Genomic DNA, 17,957 nt, shown 5'->3' with positions numbered 1-17,957 from the left:
CAATGGATGGCTTAGATTTAGCAATTTATCAAACTTCGCATGTCGATTTACCGGCACTCGCTAAAGCGATGGGACTGAATGAACAGAGCTTGCGCAATAAAGTCTGCTTAACCAATGATGTTGCGAAATTGTCTGTACAAGAATGGCGTTCGATGATGTTGATTACGCAAGATGTGCAATCGCTTCGTGTTATGGCTATGGATTTGGGGATGCAGTTAGTGGGGCAGGCAGCTGATTCCACAACAGTACTAGATGCCTTATTAAGTTTTAATAAAGAGCAGGGAGATGTTTCATTGAGCATTCAATTAGCATTTCAAGATAATCATTTAAGTGAACGTGAATGTGCAAAAGTTCGTGGTGAAATTAATGAAGCTCGTCATGCATTGGATGTACTTGAGCAATCTATCGTCGCTAAAGTCGGGGAAAAAATATGAATAATAGAGCAATGTTATTAGTGAATGATGAAAATGAAAAAGCCCTGCACGAACAGGGCCATACACTTTCAACCAAAATACCAACCAAAGCACAAAGGAAGGAAGTACAAGGAGACTATCAAGCATTTAAGGACGTTGCAATTAATTGTTTTCAGTTTATTAATCGTGAACCTAGGCATGCAAGTTTACGGGTTACTCGGTGTGATAGGCATGGGAACAGTATACGCATTGCGATTAATGGTCGAGCTGGCCGGAGTGATTGCCACTTGGTTAGTGCTGAACAAGTAAATGATTTAATTGAACGTTTAACTCAGTTGAAGTTTGGGTTGGTGGTAGCTGAGAATAGAGGTAAGTCATAGTGAGTGTTTTATTAATGGCTAAAGCATGGCAGGCGAGTGTCAAAAATGCAGCTCGTAAGCTTGTGTTAATGAAGTTAGCTGATAATGCTGATGATGATGGTGTTTGTTGGCCTAGTTATAACCATCTTGCTGCTCAATGTGAAATGAGTCGTCGAACAGTTATACGTCATGTCGATGATTTGATTTTGTGTGGCTTTATGAAGAAGACGACTCGTAAAGGGGGTCTCCATTTTAATAAGTCGAACATGTTTCAACTGTTGATTGATGAAGGTGATATTAATAATTTAGAAACAAAGAAAGCAGCGGCTTTAATTGCTAAAAAACAGGGTAAAAATAAAACACCTAGTGACAATTTGTCATCAGGTAGAGTGGTGGCAGAAGATCACCCCTCTAGTGTCACAGGATCACCCGACCTAGTGACAGAAACGACACTACCTAGTGTCACAGGATCACCCAGAACCATCATAGAACCATCAGTTGAACCACCATTAGAACCATTATGTAAAAATCAAATTAAGAAACCTGATTATATTCGCTATTTATTCGAAGCTTACCCTGCACATCGACGTGGTGGAACGGATGCTCAATTCTGGAAAGTTTGGAAACAAGAAAAGTTAAATGATCAGGATGCTGCTTTATTTTTGAATTGGGTTGTTTCAGCTGCTAAATCTGACCCTCAACAATGGGGTATTCATGCAAATGGTCAATTTGTTGTAGGGCTTACTAAATTCATTCGTGAACGTCGTTGGTTAACTCCTGTACCGGTTGCTCAAGTTCAGCCAAATATAAATCAACCTGCAAATTTTCATTCAGGTGATGTTGGCTGGGCTGAAAATTTAGGGGATTTGTAATGCGCAATATAAATTCGATGCTTAGAGATACTTCTGTAAATCAGGTTGTGCGTTCTGCACAGGTTAATATGGATGGATTTCAGTCTACTCCAAAACTTTCTCATGAAACATCGATGTTGGTTAATCGTTTGTTTTCTGAGTTACAGGCTATTTTTCCTGCTTGGCGAAATACGTTTCCAACGGAGGAAGCGTTAAATCATGCAAAGCGTTCTTGGGTGAAAGGTTTTTTAGATGCGGATATTCGCACCTTAGAACAAATTAGATTCGGGGTTAAACATGCCAGGTTATCTGTATCTCCTTATTGGCCTGCATTGGGTGCATTTATTGAATGGTGTAAACCAACGGCTGAAGATTTTGGTTTGCCATGCCGTGAAGATGCTTATGCAGAAGCTATTGCAAATTTGGGTTGCTATATCACTGCTAATTGGTCTCATGCTGCTGTTCAAGAAGCGGTTAGAAATACCACTACATATGTTTTAAAGAACAAATCAGAGCATGTATCTCGTGCCGAGTTTTATCGTAATTATTCGGTATTAGTTAAGCGAGTGATGTCTGGTGAGAGTTTACAGTTTGATGTGCCTAAGGCAATTGCCGAAAAGCCTGATTATTCACCTGTTCCCCGTGAGGTTGAGCTTAACTACCTTTCTAATATGAAAAAAATGGTAGGTTTGTTATGAGTAAAACACGTGTTGTACGTATTTCTGACTCTAAAATTAAGCAGTTTATGAATGATGATTCAGTAAGCCAGTTACGGGATACTCGCCATTCTACTTTACGTTTTCGCTTTGGGGTTAGAGGTCGTGGTTCTTGGTATTTGGTTTTGCATCGCAATGCAAAAACAGAGTGGAAAAAGATTGGCAATTTCCCTGCTGTTGGAACAAGCAGTGTTTTGAAACATTTACCTGAGCTGTTAACACAATATTCGCTTATTCCTCACACTACGGTGCAATTATCTGAATGGGAGTTAGTTGGCGATTTGTTGGGGTGGTATGTCGAAAGGGTGGAGCTTAATGGTTTTCTATCTTCAAAGCGTAAGGCTTCAATCCGTTCTGTCGTAAAGGTCCATTTACTACCCAAGTTAGGTGAGTTTCTCATCGAGGATTTGGACCATGCATTATTAGACAGAGAACTGGTTTGGCCTTTGCAGTGTGATTATGAATTATCTACTGTGCGTTTGATTTTATCCGTTTTAAAGAAGGCTTTTAAACAAGCTCGAACGTTAAAGTTGATCCCATTTAATCCTATTGCTGAAGTTAAGTTTTCTGATTTTACTGATGCTCAAATTATGCCTAAAAGCTGTGCTATTCAAGCAAGTGCTTTACCTCGTGTAGTTAGACAATTAGAAAAGGTTATTGAAAGTGAGCGTGTATTTATACTGATGATGTTGTTGCACGGTACCCGTATTGGTGAAACGCGGTTAGCAAAATGGGATCATATCGATGTTGATAATAAGACATGGTTTATTCCTAAAGAGAACACAAAAACTAAGGTCGATTTAGTGCTGCCACTTACTGATGTCGCATTGTCTCTATTAACGGGGTTTAGTGATAAGCATCAAGGCTTTATTTTTAAAAGTAATGGATTAACAGGGTTATCTGAAGTTGCTGCTAATGATGTCGTGCAGCGAGTTAGTTTGCGAGAGTGGCGAGCACATGATTTGAGAAAGTTTGCTCGCACTTCATGGATGGATTTAGGTGTTGATTATTTAGTTGGTGAAATGTTGTTAAACCATGTGTTGAATAAAATGGATAAAACTTATATTCACACTCATGCAAATAATTTAATGCGCCAGGCGTTGGTTACTTACCATGATTGGTTAAGTGAGCAGGGGCTGAGTAGACTACTAAATCAGAAAACAGCAGGGTGGGTTTAATGTATCCGACTCGACCAAGAGAGCATGCTTATCGCATTGCTAAACTACCTACATTAGCAGAACGCAGACAAGCAATTTTAGATATCCCTGAAGCGTATCAAGCTATGGTTAAAACACATTTGAAAATGATATTTATAGATAGAAAAACGAGGCAGATTAGATGACAGTTGCTAAATCGGTGAAAGAACGCAAACAGAAGCAACGTGCTAAGTTAAAAGCTCTAGATATTAGTGTCGTAGAGGTTAAGCTTTCCGCTAATGAACGCATTTTGTTAGATGAAGGTTGTGAATTACGCGGAGGTATTAGCGGGGCTTATTCTCGTGATGAGTATATTGCTACATTGATTCGCAATGATAATGAAAAGCTTAAGCGTGACTTGTCACAATTAATGCCTTGTGGAAAGTGTAGTGCTGACTTACCTAGCGGTTGTGATGGCTTGTTTAAAGGGGATGCTCAGTGTTTTCATACTGTTAATGCCCGTAATTTAATGCTTTAGGGGGCTTTGATGGTTCAACTTTCATCTAAAAATACAGATTGGTTGTTATCTCAATGGGCATTATGGTCTAGAACGGGCAGCTCTAAACCAAAAGGGTACGGCGAAGGTGTTATGTTTAATGATGTTGCACGCTTAACTAAATCTAAAGCGATTTTAATTACTGATGATGAAGGTCTGTTAATAGATAAAATAGTGGCACAGCTGAAAATACGTGATCGAGAAATGGCAATGGCCATCATCATTTATTATTTTAGTGGTGGTAATGCTTCGCACGTAGCGAGAGTTTTGTCTGACCGTTCTGAGGAAGTGGTAAATCGTAAACGCGTTGATGTATTGGTTAAATCTGGCACCGCTTGGGTAGATGCTTGCTTGTTTATGGAGTGTGAGGGGTGATGAAGTTAGCCGGTGTGTTGTCGTTGGCCTCTTTATTACTATTTAAACGGCTTATTCGTTAATATAAATGCTTAAATATTTAAAGGTAAAGGGCTGTTTAGCCCTTTTTTAATATGTAATAAAACACATATGTTTAAAATATTAAATCCACATGGAGTTATTGGGGTTATTTTTGTTGACGGGTAGGGTTATTGGGGTTACTATATTTAATATCTTAAAATTATAATATTAAGGAGGTTAAATTAGTGAAAAGCAGCGAGCTAATAAAGCTGCTTGAAAGTGCTGGTTATAAACTTGTTCGTGTAAAGGGCAGCCACCACATCTTTAAGCATGAAAGTAGAAAAACAATTTGCGTACCTCATCCTAAAAAAGAATTACAGGTTGGAATAGTAAATAGAATTAAAAAAGATGCGGGACTATAGTCCCCACTTTTTCTACTTAGAGTTAAAATTATAGATAACTCAATGGCTCGAAATTTTTAAATTAATTTAAACGACTGGCTATTATTGTGCCTGGTTCTTTATTTAAGGAACAATAATGCATATAGCAATTTTATTTTATATAGATTTAAACTTTAATTTCACAATAAGAGATAAAGTTTATTAAAACATAATTGATGTAATTATTAATTTTACTTTAAAAGGAATCGTTTATTTAAATCTACAAGTGTAGAAAATAAACATGATGTAAAAAAACAAGGGGAACAACAATGTTTTTTCCTATAGCAATTGAGACAGGTAACGAAAACTATGCATATAGCGTTGCTTTTCCGTCTATAGATGGATGCTACTCCGCAGGAGACACGCTTGATGAAGCAATTTATAATGCAAAAGAGGCAATTGAGTTATTTTTTGAAGTGATGGCTGAAGATGGGATCATACCTCCATCAGCAATTACTTTAGAAGAAGCTGCAAAATTTGAAGAATATCAAGACTGGAAATTAACAGTCATCGACATTGATATGGAACCTTACTTAGGTAAGTCTTCAAAAATTAATGTAACTATGCCAAATTTATTATCAAAAAAAATAGATGATGTTGTGAAAACTAATCCAAAATATAAAAATAGAAGTAGCTTTTTGCAGTTAGCTACAATGCATGAGTTAGGTTTAACTGAAGTTTAATCATTAAATTTAACTAAATGAAAACCCGCCATTGAGCGGGTTTTTTATTGCTTGAAAAACAACATATATACCGTGATATTACTGAGATAATATTTTTTATTAATGTTGAGTTTGAACAATGATGACGTGGCTTATAGCGATTTTAAATATTTATCATAGAGGAACATATTTAAGGGTAAATATCGAATTAGTTAATAGAAAATTTACAAGCGATAAAGGGTACAAGGAAACTGGTCTTTTATATTTACATACATTTTTTTTGATGTTGCCGTATTTTCACCGTAATTATTGTAAATTGTCGCTTTTTACATGGTATAAACTTCACTTTAAGATTGTAATTGCTTGTTTTACTGTTGAGTTGGCGTAATATAAATCTCTTTTTAATATATTAATTGATATCGTATTTCCTCATGAAATATGACATTTTGTAAGCTAATATACTGTTATAAAACTAGGGGTGGTAAGCGTGACACAAAAAGAGAGTGGCCATAAATTAATGAAAATAGTCGCAATCACAATTTTTTTACTGTGGTCTTTAACTTGGTTATTAATGCTTCTTGAACCAGAAAATAGAGGGACTATTGGTGATATGTTTGGGGTGGTTAATGCCTTGTTTTCTGGCTTTGCTTTTCTGGGGGTTATATACGCAATTCTATTACAAAGAACAGAGTTATCTCTTCAAAGAGAAGAGCTAACTCTTACTCGTGGGGAGTTGAAAAAATCGGCTAATGCACAAGAAAAATCTGAAATAGCTTTAAGAATGCAAGCGGAGGCTATGGCTAAAACAGCGATGATAAACACTCTTACAGCTTCTTTAAGTTCACTAGAAAAAAGGGCTAATGGTATCAGTCTATCTGGAGAAAGTAGTAAAGTTGCAATAAGAAAGAAACAAAAAGACAAGCTACAAAGTAAAGCCCGAGAAATAATTATAAAATTAGATGGGTTAGTTGATGAGTCACTGACCGAATGATTTTATAACAAGGCAATCAACAAGGACTAAAAACAGCGGGCTGTTTGCTCTGCTCCATTTTAGCCCACAATTTTTAGCCTGTTATTTAGGCGTTGGGGCTGTAGAATAACTCCTTTTTTGTAAATTCACGATAAATCTGGATTTTTAACTTGTTGTTTTATTTGATTAATAAATTTTAAAAAATAGCTGTGTTTTCTTGAAAAAAGAGAAATTCTACAGCCTCGCTATACAACCACAACTAACCACGGAGGTTAATTATGCCCCTTAAAACAATCTCCAATAAATACTGAGTACTTATATGATAGATAGTTTAAATTTCCTAATAGCAATAAGCACTTTCTACTCAATTGCCCAATTAACTTGTGCTATAACACACCCGCAAATTTATATTAAGAAATTACAAAATTTCTTTTACGGTTGGTTGGTATCAGTAATAGTCCTTGTTGGTTTGTTTCTATGGGATTTTTATGTTTTAGGTACAGAACCCTTAATTCGCAATGCGATCCCGTTTGTCATGTTTTTACTTTTTGTACATATCTTTTGTGGTTCTTTAGCTAATAAACTGGATGAATCCTAGGACACTCCATAAGACTATAAGCACTAATATAACTGAGACTACAGTAGTTAGGTTATGGTGCTCTCGCAAAAGAGTTTCGTGCTTATTTTTGAGCTTAATCCATAAGTTTTTTAACATTATTTATCCTTTTTATTAGATCCTGTTTGTGTATCTGACGAAAATTAATTTTAACACTACCAAAAGAGGTTTACGTTATGAACGATCCCGTTGCAATGGAATTGAACGAGCTTAATGAGATGTTGAAAACTTACCTTATAGAAGCTCCACTGTTTAATAAAAACTTAAAAGACAATAAAGATTTAGAAGTACTAATAAATAACTGGCATATAAATCACCATAGAGACTATGATGGCACACCTAAATGTAAACAGGAGTGGGTAGATAATATATCAAGTCATTTTGAAAACATTAAGAGTGAACTTGACACATCTGTTTGGGACTTATACCTGTTATATAAAAGTAAATTATCAGTAAGTAAGGGGTTCTCCGATCCAACTTCGTAGTACATCAAGTTCTCGATTACAGAGGTTACTTTCCTCCAAGAACTTTAGACGTTTTACAGCTAACATGGCTTCAGTGAGTTTCTGTTCTAAACCTTTACGAAGTTGTATTTGTTCGTGATCATCTTCCTGACCTTTAGAAGGATCTATTAGATAATCTATTTTAATTAAATGGCTTGGTCGGACTATAAGAAAATTTAACAGGACAAGCAGCAGTGTATCTAACTAAAATTTATAGATATTATATGCTTGCCTGTTAATTTAACGTTATACGTTTAAGGTAATTATGAATGTAATCTACAATTTAAAACCTCATCATATCGTTGAACTGTGTAAGTTATACAAAAGAGAATGGTGGACCAATACGCGTACATTAGAAGAAACTCAGCAATGCGTTACTGGTTCTCAAATTTGTATTGGCTTAGTTAATGAGGATGATTCATTGGAAGGTTTTGCAAGAGTCTTAACTGACTTTACATTTAAAGCGTTAATTTTTGACGTTATTGTTTCTGAAAATAGTAGGAAATGTGGCTTGGGAGATAAATTAATCAACTTAATTAAAGATCACCCACAACTTTCAACGGTTAAGTCATTTGAGCTTTATTGCTTGCCTGAACTTCAATTATTTTATAAAGAGCATGGCTTTACCACTGATGTTGGCGACATAAATTTAATGCGGTGTACAAACGTATAACAAGCGCATCAAATCTGACGTCACACATTGTCCTATTTTTTGCTTAAAAGAAAAGGCGCAAAAGCGTCCAACATGCTCCGTAGCTTATGTGGGCGTTATATACAATGGAGTTTTCTGTGTTTATCGTATCACTAACTTATAAAGTGGAATTGTCAGAAGTTGATAAACTTATCAGCGACCACATAGTTTTCCTTGAAAAATATTATGCTCTAGGTAAATTTATTGCATCTGGTCGTAAAGTTCCACGAATAGGTGGAGTAATTTTAGTTAATGCGTCAAATAAAGAAGAAGTGGGTTCAATAATAAAAGAAGATCCATTTCATATTGCTAATGTAGCAAATTACCAAGTAACAGAGTTTATCCCAACCATGGCAGCCAAAGAATTTGATGCCATTAAAAATTGCATATAACAAGCAATCAACTGGACGTATTACGGTTGTCATCGTTTTGCTCTTCAAAATGAAAAATCACTGCTCTTGATGTTTTATGGCTTTATTTGTAATAATTTTTGGATGTTTTTAATAATTGAGCTTATAATTTTTATTGTATATCGGCATACCCTTAGCTTTGTCTTATATACAAACATTTTGCCTCACTCTGGAGTTTCCTAAGTGAGGTTTTTTTATGTCTATAGAATTGTTAGAGCATCAATAAATACTTTGTTTAAACAGAGATATATCCGAGATAGGATTTTTGGGCAATATGTGGTTAAACCAATAATAGTAAGGGCTACCATGTTTTTAAATATTTATGATAGGTGAACATATCTTTAGAATAATTATACTTTTTATACAACTTTCTTGAATTGTACTTAAAAAGTCATAGGTTATCTTTTTATTATCTATATATGGTTATTATTTTTTTGATTTTTTTAAATTTTAATCATAATATTAAAAGATGGACACGATATTTTTTAAATTCATTGAGAACTTAAAATATATCTATTTATTAATAGTCATCCCTTTAAGTGCACTTAAGGGACATTTTGACGAATAAGGAAAAAAATGAAAGTATTTGCCGCAACTATTATGTGTTTGTTTAGCTTTAACTCTTTTGCTCTTGGAGTTTATGACTCGCTTGGTGAACCACAAAAAACATTATTAAAATCAATCGTATCGCAATTAGGTTTAGTTGATAAAAATAACTCAATAAAAACCAAAATTTATAATACGTCTAGTTTTGCATTTGATGGTGGTTGGAATTCTAAATGGTTTGGTTTAAACGACTTAAGCGGTTCAAAGTATGAAGATGATACGGAGAAAGGTTTTATTGAAGTTTCAATAAATCATGCAGATCAAGGTACTATTTTTATAACATATCTATATAAACCAGAAACCAAGCAAATAATTGTATTTACTAAGCAGGTTAGACATGGCCCTAAGAACTTAACATTGGAAATATTTGAAGAGAATAAATCTGATAAAGATTCTTATGTTTTAACCCATGAAGGTCCTAACTATGCGTTGTTACAATTAAAAGGTTTTGTAAGTTACCAGTTTTACAATATACAAAATGAAACGGGCTCTTTAGTATATACACGTCAGAATAAGATCGATTTATAGATCATAATAAGTTTCTTAATAAAATAATATAAATAGATAAAAGCTTAAAAAGGGCTAACTATATATTTAATCAAATTAATAGTTGCAAAGTTGGCACCAACGAAGTAGTTTAAACCACATATCCTTAGATATTCACGCCTCGACATAGTTCGGGGCGTTTTTGTATCTGATATAAAATTATCTTAACCCTATATTGCTTCGGCGGTATGGGGTTTTTTTATGCCTATTTTTAAGGAAGTGAAATGAAGCTTAATATGAAAGAGTTAACCATCGCAGACAAAATTGCGGTGTTTCTACCGTTTATTATTCTTACTCTGGTTGGTTTCGGACTGAAGTTTCCACCAGGGATTATTCAATCAGTTAGTTATAAATCGTTTGTTGCTGTAATAGCTTGTCTTAATTTATGGGCAGTATTGAGAATAATGGATTTGCAATCAGGCATTACTTTTAAAATGTGGTGGAGTAAAACTAATGAAAATAATAAAGGTATTTACATTGCTTGTAGGCTTGTTGCTTACGCCTTGGTTGTTTGCTTCATCTTTGCATTCGCTTAAATATGATATTCAATTTAAAACTGCTTTCAGTCGATACATGCCAGGGCATGATTATCGATTATTAAAAGCACAATGTTTCCAAGAAAGCCGTTTTGATAATAGAGCGGTTTCACCTGTTGGCGCTAAAGGCTTATGTCAATTCATGCCGTTCACTTGGAAAGAAGCGCAGGCCGCGCTTAACTTTAGCGAATCAGCCTTTAGTTCAAAGCACAACATCAATGCTGCAGCATGGTATGACAGTAAGATGTTTAACTTTTGGTCTAGTCGAAGGCCAATGCAAGACCGTTATAATTTAATGTTTGCTAGTTATAACGCGGGTGCTGGTAACTTACATAAAGCTCAGAAGCATTGTAATAATGCTTTGTTATTTAATGCCATTATGAAGTGCTTACCTTTGATTACAGGTAGACATGCAAGAGAAACCAGAACATATGTGAACCGTATTAACCAGTATTTAAAGAGGCTGAGGTGATTAAAAGTTTATTGATTGTCGTTACTGTGTTGGTTGTTGTTTGTCTTAGTCTATGGTGGAGAATAGATCATTTGAACTCAGCTAACCTGGCATTAAAAGATAATGCGAGCCAGTATAAAAAAACGATAGAGGCTAATGAGGTAACTATATTAGCTCTGAAAGCTTCTTTCATAAAGCAAGATAAGTTATTGGTTAAGCAGCAACAATCTAATCAATCACTTCATACCGCATTAAAACATAAGCAAAGAGAGCTATCTAAGCTAAGTGAATCGAATGAAAGTATTAAAAGTTGGGCTAATGAGTCTATTCCCGTTGATATTAATCGCTTGCTCATCAACACCAAAAGTGCTGATTAAAACCAAATATATAAGGGTCTTACCGCCTCTATCTCTAATACAAGATGTGCCGGAGCCTAAGTGGGAAGGGAGAACCAATCAAGATCTTGTTAAATACATAATTGAACAAGAATTAGTTATCAAGCAATGCAACAGTGATAAGCAGTTGCTAAGGGAGTTTTTAAATGAATGAACTACTAACCAAGATAAGCTATTCATTCTCTGCTTTTTTGTCGTTTATCTCTTTAACCAGCCTTAATGATATTGCTTTGTTGATTGGTATTTTCTTAGGTGTAATGACCTTCATTGTCACTTGGTTTTACAAGCATAAAACTTACAACTTACAAGTTAAAACAGCTTCTTTGATGGCAAAAAGTAAGCAGAAATAATGTTGATATGTTATCCGCTTGCATAAAGAAAAAGGTACTTCTGGGGCGCTGATACACACGGGGGCGCTGAACTCCCGACGATTGGCTACTTCTCGGTTTCTAAGGGCATCAGCAGCAGGCTTATAAAACACTCTAAAATCACTTCGAGAATTCCATGACTAAGAACCAGCATCAATACAATATTTCTCAGATTGGTGAGATGTTTGGATTTGGACGAAACACAGTTCGTAAAAGGCTTAAGCAAGGAAATGTTGTGCCATCTGGGCGAGAAGGTAATGCTGATTTATATTTACTTTCTGAAGCTGGGCCTGCTGTTTTTGAAAGTATGGGGACAGCTGGATCAAGTGGATCTTTAATTGATCCTAATTTACTTAAACCTGGTGATAGATTGTCATGGTATCGGTCTGAAACAGAGCGTCTTAAATTTGAGCTAGAAACTGGACAATTATGCTTAGCTGAAGAGGTAAGAAATGAAATGGCAAACCTTGCTAAGCCGATGATCGCAGAGTTAGAAATTCTTCCTGATATTCTTGAGCGAGATTGTGGATTATCTCCTGACGCGGTAGTGATGGTCCAAGAGAAAGTTGATGATTTACGTAATTCAATTTCACAAAAGATAATGCAGCTATGAATTATGCAGATGTTACCAAGATACGTTTAGATATCGCGTCCAGTATTGCTGCTCCATTGCGCATGCCTGTCGCTGATGCTGCTGAAAAGTTTATGAGGGTACCTAAAGGTGGTTCTAATTCGATTCCTTGGGATGCAAGTCTAGCGCCTTATGTTATTGAACCTATGAATTGTTTAGCATTACGTGAATATGATGCGGTTATATTTGTAGGTCCTGCTCGAACGGGTAAAACCAATGGATTGATTGAAGGTTGGTTAACACATGTATTAGTTTGTGACCCTTCAGATATGTTGATTGTTCAATTAACGGAAGAAAAAGCACGTGAGTTTAGTAAAAAAAGAGTTGATCGCTGTTTGCGTGTTAGCCCTGAACTCAACAAACGTTTAAGTCCCTTCCGTAATGACAACAATGTGCACGATAAGATATTTAGGGATGGTACCTATTTAAAAATTGGATGGCCTTCAATCAATGTATTGAGTTCGTCTGATTATCGATATGTTGCACTAACGGATTATGACCGTTGGGATACCGATATTGATGGAGAGGGAGATGGTTTTTCATTAGCCAGTAAACGTACTACAACTTTTATGAGCTCTGGTATGACAATGGCTGAAAGTTCACCTGGCTTTGATGTTGATGACCCTCGTTGGAGACCTAAAACACCTCATGAAGCACCACCATGTGAAGGTATTATTTCATTATATAATCAGGGCGACAGACGAAAGCTATATTGGCAATGTCCACATGCAGAGTGCAATGAATATTTTCAACCAGTTTACGAAACTTTTGCCGGCTATGAAAATGCACCAGATGCTAAAACGGCTTCAGACGGTGTCTATATGGTTTGTCCTCATTGCAAAAAACGAATTGATAGCCATCAAAAACGTGGTTTAAATAAAAAAGGAGAATGGTTAAAAGAAGGTCAAAAAATAGATAAGCATGGTGTTGTGACAGGTCACGCAAGAAAGAGCCGAATTGCGTCTTTTTGGATGGAAGGGCCTGCAGCGGCTTTCCAAACTTGGCAGCAGATAGTTTATAAGTTTTTAAGTGCTGAAGAAGAATATGAATTAACTGGATCCCAAACTAAATTAAAAGCAGTCACTAATACCGATTTAGGTAAACCATATATTCCTAGAAGCGGTGTTGATAATTGTACCGTTGAAGAGTTAATGGCGAGAGCTGAACCAGGACTTAAAAGAACCGTACCTCAAGGTGTTCGTTTTTTAGTTGCAACAATCGATGTTCAAGGTGGTAGAAATTCTCGATTTGTAGTTCAAATTGTTGGCTATGGTCAAAGTGGAGAAAGATGGCTAATTGATCGGTATAACATTAAATATTCAACTCGTTGCGATGACGATGGTGTTGCTGAACGTATTAACCCTGCAGGTTATGCAGAAGATTGGGATTTAATTATTTCTGATGTTATCCATAAAGCATATAAGTTAGATGATGATTCAGGTAGAAGAATGCCGATTCAATTTACAGCTTGTGATCATGGTGGTGAAGATGGTGTTTCAGATAATGCTTATAAGTTTTATCGTAGACTGAAAACAACTGGCTTGCATCGTCGTTTCTTTCTCGTTAAAGGAGCTAGTAGTTTAAATAGTAAAATAATCAACCAAACCTTCCCTGATAATACAAACAATTCAGCCCGTAAAGCTAAAGCATACGGTGATGTGCCTTTGTATTTATTGCAAACAAATGAGTTAAAAGATCGTTTAAGTGCATCACTCGAACGTGATCAAGCTGGGCCAAATTATATTCATTTCCCAGATTGGTTAGGTGAATGGTTTTATGAGGAGTTAACCGCAGAAGTACGGAATAACGGGAAGTGGACCAAAATATCTGTTAGGGCCCGAAATGAGGCTATCGATTTGTTTTGTTATGCCAATGCTATTTTACTGCTTAAAGGTTACGACAAAATAAAATGGGATAGTCCACCAGTATGGGCTAAAGCTTGGGATGAAAACCCTAATCTTATTAATGGCCATGAATCAATTAAACCTCTTCGAGAGCCTCTAAAAAAACAGATAACACCCCAAAAACCTAAATCACCGGCGACAAATAATAATTTTCTATCAAACACTAATAAAGGAAGCAGCTGGTTATGATCACTAAAGATAAATGTCTCGCAATGATTGCTAAATATGAGCAAGCAGAAATAGAAGTGCTTGAAGGTAAAAATGTGATGATAGGAAACCGTATGTTTCAGTCTGAAAGTTTAGGTGAAATTATCAAAGGCCGCCAAGAATGGGAACGTCGTTTATTGCGTTTCAATCGTCGTAGCAACTCTCCAAAAACAATCCGTTTCATTTAAGGTACCTATGAATTTATTTGAAAAGAGCATCTTGGCTATAGCGCCTGGGTGGGCATCGTCACGTGCTGAAAATAGACATAAAGTAAATGCATATGAAGCTGCTCATCCAAGTCGAACACATAAAGCAAACAAAGAAAGGCGCAGTGCAAACCAAGCTGTGTTTGCAGCAGGGAAATCACTTAGAGAACAAGCGCGTTGGTTAGATGAGAACCATGATATTTCGATTGGTATTTTAGATAAGTTTGAAGAAAGGGTTATAGGGCCCACAGGTATCATGATTGAACCGCAGCCACGTAAGTTAAGTGGTGATATTGATATTGAATTAGCTGAAAAAATAAGTGAAAAGTTTAAAAATTGGAGCTTAAAACCTGAAGTGACAGGACGCTTTACTCGTTCCCAAATGGAACGCCTAGTTTTACGTTCTTGGTTACGAGATGGCGAAATGTTTGCTCAACAGATCAAAGGTAATGTTGCTGGTTATCGATATTTGACTGACACCCAATATGCCATTGAATTACTAGAAGCTGACTTTGTTCCTATTTTCAGCGATGTAAGTAAGCGTATTAATCAAGGTATTCAATTAAATAATTGGGGTAGAGCCATTGGTTATCATATTTTATATGACCACCCAGCCGAAGCATTCAGTACAAAAAGCAAAATAGTACCTGCAGATAAAATGTTACATCTAGCATTAATTAAACGTATTCATCAAATTCGTGGCGTCACTATTTTTCATGGGATCATTACTCGACTAAGTGACTTGAAAGAGTACGAAGAATCAGAACGTGTTGCGGCACGTATTGCAGCTGCCCTTGGGATGTATATAAAAAAGGGCTCCCCAGATTTATACGATGTTGAAAATGCTAAAGAAACTTCTCGTCATTTTGATTTAGCACCAGGTTCCACTTTTGACGAATTATTACCTGGTGAAGAAGTTGGAATGGTTGAATCAAATAGGCCAAGTGCACAAGTCGTTCCATGGCGAAGTGGTCAAATAAAAGCTGTTGTGGCTGGTGTTCGTGGTAGCTACAGCTCAGTTGCGCGTGATTATGGTGGTTCATACTCTTCACAACGTCAAGAGTTAGTCGAATCCACTATTGGTTATGAAGTTATTCAAGATGAATTTGTCTCTCAATGGTCACGTCCCATTTACCGAAATTGGTTAGAAATGGAATTATTAAATGATCTGCAATTACCTCCTGATTTAGATCGAGATACTTTATTTGATGCGCTTTATTTAGCCCCAACAATGCCATGGATTGATCCAAAGAAAGAAGCTGATGCATGGGAAACCTTAAAAGAAAACCATGTTGCCAGTGATGCTGAATGGATTAGGAGTCGTGGTAAATCTCCGCGTGAAGTGAAGCGTCAAGTTGCAGCAGAGCAAGCAGAAACCCCTAAGCCAGTTGAAAAAACGAAGAAGGAAAAAAACATTGAAGAAGAATAAAACTGGCATGTTCATGCCCAAAGCAAAAGCAAATGATGAAAATGCTAATTCTTGGTTTTCTATAAAAGCACAAAGTAATAACAACGCTGTTATTAAACTATATGACGAAATTGGTGGATGGGGTGTAACGGCTAGAAATTTTGCCCAGGAGTTAGCTAATTTAGGTGATATTAAAAATATTGAGTTACGAATTGATAGTCCAGGTGGGGATGTTTTTGAAGGTATTACTATTTATAACCTTTTAAAAGGTCTTGATGCCTACGTGACTGTTTATATCGACGGGCTTGCTGCATCAATGGGCAGTGTTATTGCAATGGCAGGTGACAAAATCATTATGCCATCCACTGCTTTTATGATGATTCATAAGCCATGGGGAGGGCAAGTTGGTGATGCCGATGATCTAAGAGCTTATGCAGACTTATTAGATAAAGTAGAAACAACATTATCAGAAACCTATATGAAAAAAACAGGATTAGGTGCTGAAGAAATTGCTGCTTTATTAAAAGAAGAAACTTGGTTCAGTGGAGCTGAAGCCGTTGAAGCGGGTTTTGCTGATGAATTAAGTAATCAATCACAAACAACCCACTATGCAAATTCAAAAAGAATGGAGAATTACAATATGCCAGATAAATTAAAAGCGTTGATGAAACCAAAAGCTTCGACAACACAACAACCTACAGTGCCTAATGCTGTTGCAACTGAAGCTGATATTCTTGCTAGAGTTCAAGAAGCAGAAGTGACTCGTCGCGCAGGTATTAGTAATATCTTTGCTAATTTTGGTGGTAAACATAAAGATATTGAAAATGAATGCTTATTGGATATGTCTTGTTCTGTTGATGCAGCAAAAGACAAAGTATTAGCTCATTTAGGCAAAGGTACAGTACCAGCAATACCTCAAGACCAATCACATTTTCATGCTGGTAATGGCAATATCGTTGGTGACAGCGTTGCTTCTGCTATTTTATCGCGTGCCGGTCATCAAGCCCGTGATGCTGATAATATTTATAATAACTATAACTTACGTGAATTAGCACGTGCATCGTTAGCAGATCGTGGTATTGCATGTTCTACGCAGGCACCACTTGCCATGATTGGTATGGCATTTACACACACTAGTTCTGATTTTGGTCAAATATTGATTGATGTTGCTCATAAGTCATTATTAAAAGGTTGGGAAGATTCAGCAGAAACCTTCGAAATGTGGACTAATAAAGGTTCACTAAGCGACTTTAAAACGTCTAATCGAGTTGGTTTAGATGAATTAGGTTCACTGCGCAAAGTGAAGGAAGGAGCTGAATATAAGTACATTACAACATCAGACCGAGCAGAACAGATTGCATTGGCGACTTACGGCGAAATTTTTGCTATTACTCGACAAGCCATTATTAATGATGATTTATCTGCATTAACACGTATTCCTACTATGATGGGACGCGCTGCAAAAGCCACTATTGGTGATTTGGTTTATGCCATTCTAACCAGTAACCCAACAATGAGTGATAATAAAACTTTATTTCATTCTGAACACGGTAACACTGGTACTGGTTCAATTAGTGATATTAATGCATTAGATAAATTGCGTCAGTTAATGCGTAAACAAAAATCAGGTAAACGTAACCTGAACATTCGCCCAGAATATATCTTAGGTCCAACCGCATTAGAAGCTCAAGCAAATCAAACGATTCGTTCAGCTTCTGTTAAAGGCTCTGATGCAAATAGCGGTATTGTTAACCCATTACAAAACTTTGCGACTTATATTGCTGAGCCGCGTTTAGATGATGATAGCGCTGTAAAATTCTACATGGCAGCTGCACAAGGACAAGATACCATTGAGGTTGCTTACCTTGATGGAATTGATACACCGTACATAGAGCAGCAAGAAGGATTTACTGTTGATGGCGTATCAACGAAAGTTCGAATTGATGCTGGTGTTGCGCCATTAGACTATCGTGGTTTTGTTCGTTCAACAGGAGCTTAATC

The 17,957-nt window shown here is 36.3% G+C and carries 25 protein-coding genes; all 25 read left to right on the top strand.

Translation table 11 applies throughout. From position 1 onward, the window contains the following. The first annotated feature begins 2 nt into the window (after nucleotides 1-2). The 25 genes from V5290_RS00890 to V5290_RS00775 all read left to right on the top strand — a co-directional run bounded on the left by V5290_RS00890 (nucleotide 3) and on the right by V5290_RS00775 (nucleotide 17,955). Complete coding sequence (locus V5290_RS00890) at nucleotides 3-434, top strand: phage regulatory CII family protein (protein WP_333380782.1); 432 nt, start codon at nucleotides 3-5, stop codon at nucleotides 432-434. Continuing rightward, nucleotides 431-793 carry a hypothetical protein gene (locus tag V5290_RS00885; protein ID WP_333380780.1) on the top strand — a complete coding sequence of 121 codons (363 nt, stop codon included), beginning with the start codon at nucleotides 431-433 and terminating at the stop codon, nucleotides 791-793. The genes V5290_RS00890 and V5290_RS00885 overlap by 4 nt, the downstream gene beginning before the upstream one ends. Next, nucleotides 793-1,644: a helix-turn-helix domain-containing protein gene (locus V5290_RS00880; protein WP_333380778.1), complete on the top strand. Its 852-nt coding sequence runs from the start codon at nucleotides 793-795 to the stop codon at nucleotides 1,642-1,644. Before V5290_RS00885 ends, V5290_RS00880 begins: the two co-directional genes overlap by 1 nt. Continuing rightward, the gene (locus V5290_RS00875; protein ID WP_333380775.1) at nucleotides 1,644-2,321 is read left to right on the top strand and encodes a replication protein P; all 678 of its coding nucleotides are present in this window, start codon (nucleotides 1,644-1,646) and stop codon (nucleotides 2,319-2,321) included. Before V5290_RS00880 ends, V5290_RS00875 begins: the two co-directional genes overlap by 1 nt. Further along, nucleotides 2,318-3,517: a tyrosine-type recombinase/integrase gene (locus V5290_RS00870; protein ID WP_333380774.1), complete on the top strand. Its 1,200-nt coding sequence runs from the start codon at nucleotides 2,318-2,320 to the stop codon at nucleotides 3,515-3,517. The genes V5290_RS00875 and V5290_RS00870 overlap by 4 nt, the downstream gene beginning before the upstream one ends. Continuing rightward, nucleotides 3,517-3,681: a hypothetical protein gene (locus V5290_RS00865; RefSeq protein ID WP_333380772.1), complete on the top strand. Its 165-nt coding sequence runs from the start codon at nucleotides 3,517-3,519 to the stop codon at nucleotides 3,679-3,681. Before V5290_RS00870 ends, V5290_RS00865 begins: the two co-directional genes overlap by 1 nt. Next, the gene (locus V5290_RS00860; protein WP_333380770.1) at nucleotides 3,678-4,013 is read left to right on the top strand and encodes a hypothetical protein; all 336 of its coding nucleotides are present in this window, start codon (nucleotides 3,678-3,680) and stop codon (nucleotides 4,011-4,013) included. Before V5290_RS00865 ends, V5290_RS00860 begins: the two co-directional genes overlap by 4 nt. A 9-nt stretch (nucleotides 4,014-4,022) precedes the next feature. After that, the gene (locus tag V5290_RS00855) at nucleotides 4,023-4,406 is read left to right on the top strand and encodes an antiterminator Q family protein (RefSeq protein ID WP_333380768.1); all 384 of its coding nucleotides are present in this window, start codon (nucleotides 4,023-4,025) and stop codon (nucleotides 4,404-4,406) included. Between the two features lie 245 nt (nucleotides 4,407-4,651). Then, nucleotides 4,652-4,828: a type II toxin-antitoxin system HicA family toxin gene (locus V5290_RS00850; protein ID WP_333380766.1), complete on the top strand. Its 177-nt coding sequence runs from the start codon at nucleotides 4,652-4,654 to the stop codon at nucleotides 4,826-4,828. Between the two features lie 287 nt (nucleotides 4,829-5,115). After that, nucleotides 5,116-5,529 carry a type II toxin-antitoxin system HicB family antitoxin gene (locus tag V5290_RS00845; RefSeq protein WP_333380765.1) on the top strand — a complete coding sequence of 138 codons (414 nt, stop codon included), beginning with the start codon at nucleotides 5,116-5,118 and terminating at the stop codon, nucleotides 5,527-5,529. Between the two features lie 466 nt (nucleotides 5,530-5,995). Further along, entirely contained in the window at nucleotides 5,996-6,499 is a 504-nt protein-coding gene (locus V5290_RS00840) for a hypothetical protein (RefSeq protein WP_333380763.1), read from the top strand. 771 nt (nucleotides 6,500-7,270) lie between these two features. After that, nucleotides 7,271-7,579 (top strand): hypothetical protein, encoded by a 309-nt coding sequence (locus V5290_RS00835; protein WP_333380761.1) that lies wholly within the window; start codon nucleotides 7,271-7,273, stop codon nucleotides 7,577-7,579. A gap of 283 nt (nucleotides 7,580-7,862) precedes the next feature. After that, nucleotides 7,863-8,270: a GNAT family N-acetyltransferase gene (locus tag V5290_RS00830; protein WP_333380759.1), complete on the top strand. Its 408-nt coding sequence runs from the start codon at nucleotides 7,863-7,865 to the stop codon at nucleotides 8,268-8,270. A gap of 116 nt (nucleotides 8,271-8,386) precedes the next feature. Then, the gene (locus V5290_RS00825; protein WP_333380757.1) at nucleotides 8,387-8,680 is read left to right on the top strand and encodes a YciI family protein; all 294 of its coding nucleotides are present in this window, start codon (nucleotides 8,387-8,389) and stop codon (nucleotides 8,678-8,680) included. A gap of 594 nt (nucleotides 8,681-9,274) precedes the next feature. Further along, a complete protein-coding gene (locus V5290_RS00820; protein ID WP_333380755.1) occupies nucleotides 9,275-9,832 on the top strand; it encodes a hypothetical protein in 558 nt (185 codons plus the stop codon). Between the two features lie 242 nt (nucleotides 9,833-10,074). Further along, nucleotides 10,075-10,386 (top strand): hypothetical protein, encoded by a 312-nt coding sequence (locus tag V5290_RS00815; RefSeq protein WP_333380753.1) that lies wholly within the window; start codon nucleotides 10,075-10,077, stop codon nucleotides 10,384-10,386. Then, nucleotides 10,304-10,858: a transglycosylase SLT domain-containing protein gene (locus V5290_RS00810; protein WP_333380751.1), complete on the top strand. Its 555-nt coding sequence runs from the start codon at nucleotides 10,304-10,306 to the stop codon at nucleotides 10,856-10,858. Before V5290_RS00815 ends, V5290_RS00810 begins: the two co-directional genes overlap by 83 nt. After that, nucleotides 10,855-11,214 (top strand): hypothetical protein, encoded by a 360-nt coding sequence (locus tag V5290_RS00805; RefSeq protein WP_333380749.1) that lies wholly within the window; start codon nucleotides 10,855-10,857, stop codon nucleotides 11,212-11,214. The genes V5290_RS00810 and V5290_RS00805 overlap by 4 nt, the downstream gene beginning before the upstream one ends. After that, complete coding sequence (gene lysC / locus V5290_RS17595) at nucleotides 11,132-11,386, top strand: Rz1-like lysis system protein LysC (RefSeq protein ID WP_422662755.1); 255 nt, start codon at nucleotides 11,132-11,134, stop codon at nucleotides 11,384-11,386. The genes V5290_RS00805 and lysC overlap by 83 nt, the downstream gene beginning before the upstream one ends. Further along, nucleotides 11,379-11,582, top strand: a complete 204-nt coding sequence (locus V5290_RS00800) for an HP1 family phage holin (RefSeq protein ID WP_333380747.1) — start codon at nucleotides 11,379-11,381, stop codon at nucleotides 11,580-11,582. Before lysC ends, V5290_RS00800 begins: the two co-directional genes overlap by 8 nt. 154 nt (nucleotides 11,583-11,736) lie before the next feature. Next, nucleotides 11,737-12,213 carry a DUF1441 family protein gene (locus V5290_RS00795; RefSeq protein WP_333380746.1) on the top strand — a complete coding sequence of 159 codons (477 nt, stop codon included), beginning with the start codon at nucleotides 11,737-11,739 and terminating at the stop codon, nucleotides 12,211-12,213. Continuing rightward, nucleotides 12,210-14,324, top strand: coding sequence for a phage terminase large subunit family protein (locus V5290_RS00790; RefSeq protein ID WP_333380744.1), 2,115 nt, complete (start codon nucleotides 12,210-12,212; stop codon nucleotides 14,322-14,324). The genes V5290_RS00795 and V5290_RS00790 overlap by 4 nt, the downstream gene beginning before the upstream one ends. Further along, entirely contained in the window at nucleotides 14,321-14,530 is a 210-nt protein-coding gene (locus V5290_RS00785) for a hypothetical protein (protein WP_333380742.1), read from the top strand. Before V5290_RS00790 ends, V5290_RS00785 begins: the two co-directional genes overlap by 4 nt. Nucleotides 14,531-14,537: 7 nt before the next feature. Then, entirely contained in the window at nucleotides 14,538-15,977 is a 1,440-nt protein-coding gene (locus V5290_RS00780) for a phage portal protein (protein WP_333380740.1), read from the top strand. Then, nucleotides 15,964-17,955 (top strand): ClpP-like prohead protease/major capsid protein fusion protein, encoded by a 1,992-nt coding sequence (locus V5290_RS00775; RefSeq protein ID WP_333380738.1) that lies wholly within the window; start codon nucleotides 15,964-15,966, stop codon nucleotides 17,953-17,955. Before V5290_RS00780 ends, V5290_RS00775 begins: the two co-directional genes overlap by 14 nt. Nucleotides 17,956-17,957: the final 2 nt, after the last annotated feature.

It is taken from the genome of Psychromonas arctica, assembly GCF_036697365.1.
In the GTDB taxonomy this organism is placed as follows: Bacteria; Pseudomonadota; Gammaproteobacteria; order Enterobacterales; family Psychromonadaceae; genus Psychromonas; species Psychromonas arctica_A.
This window is presented reverse-complemented; position numbering and strand designations above follow the sequence as displayed.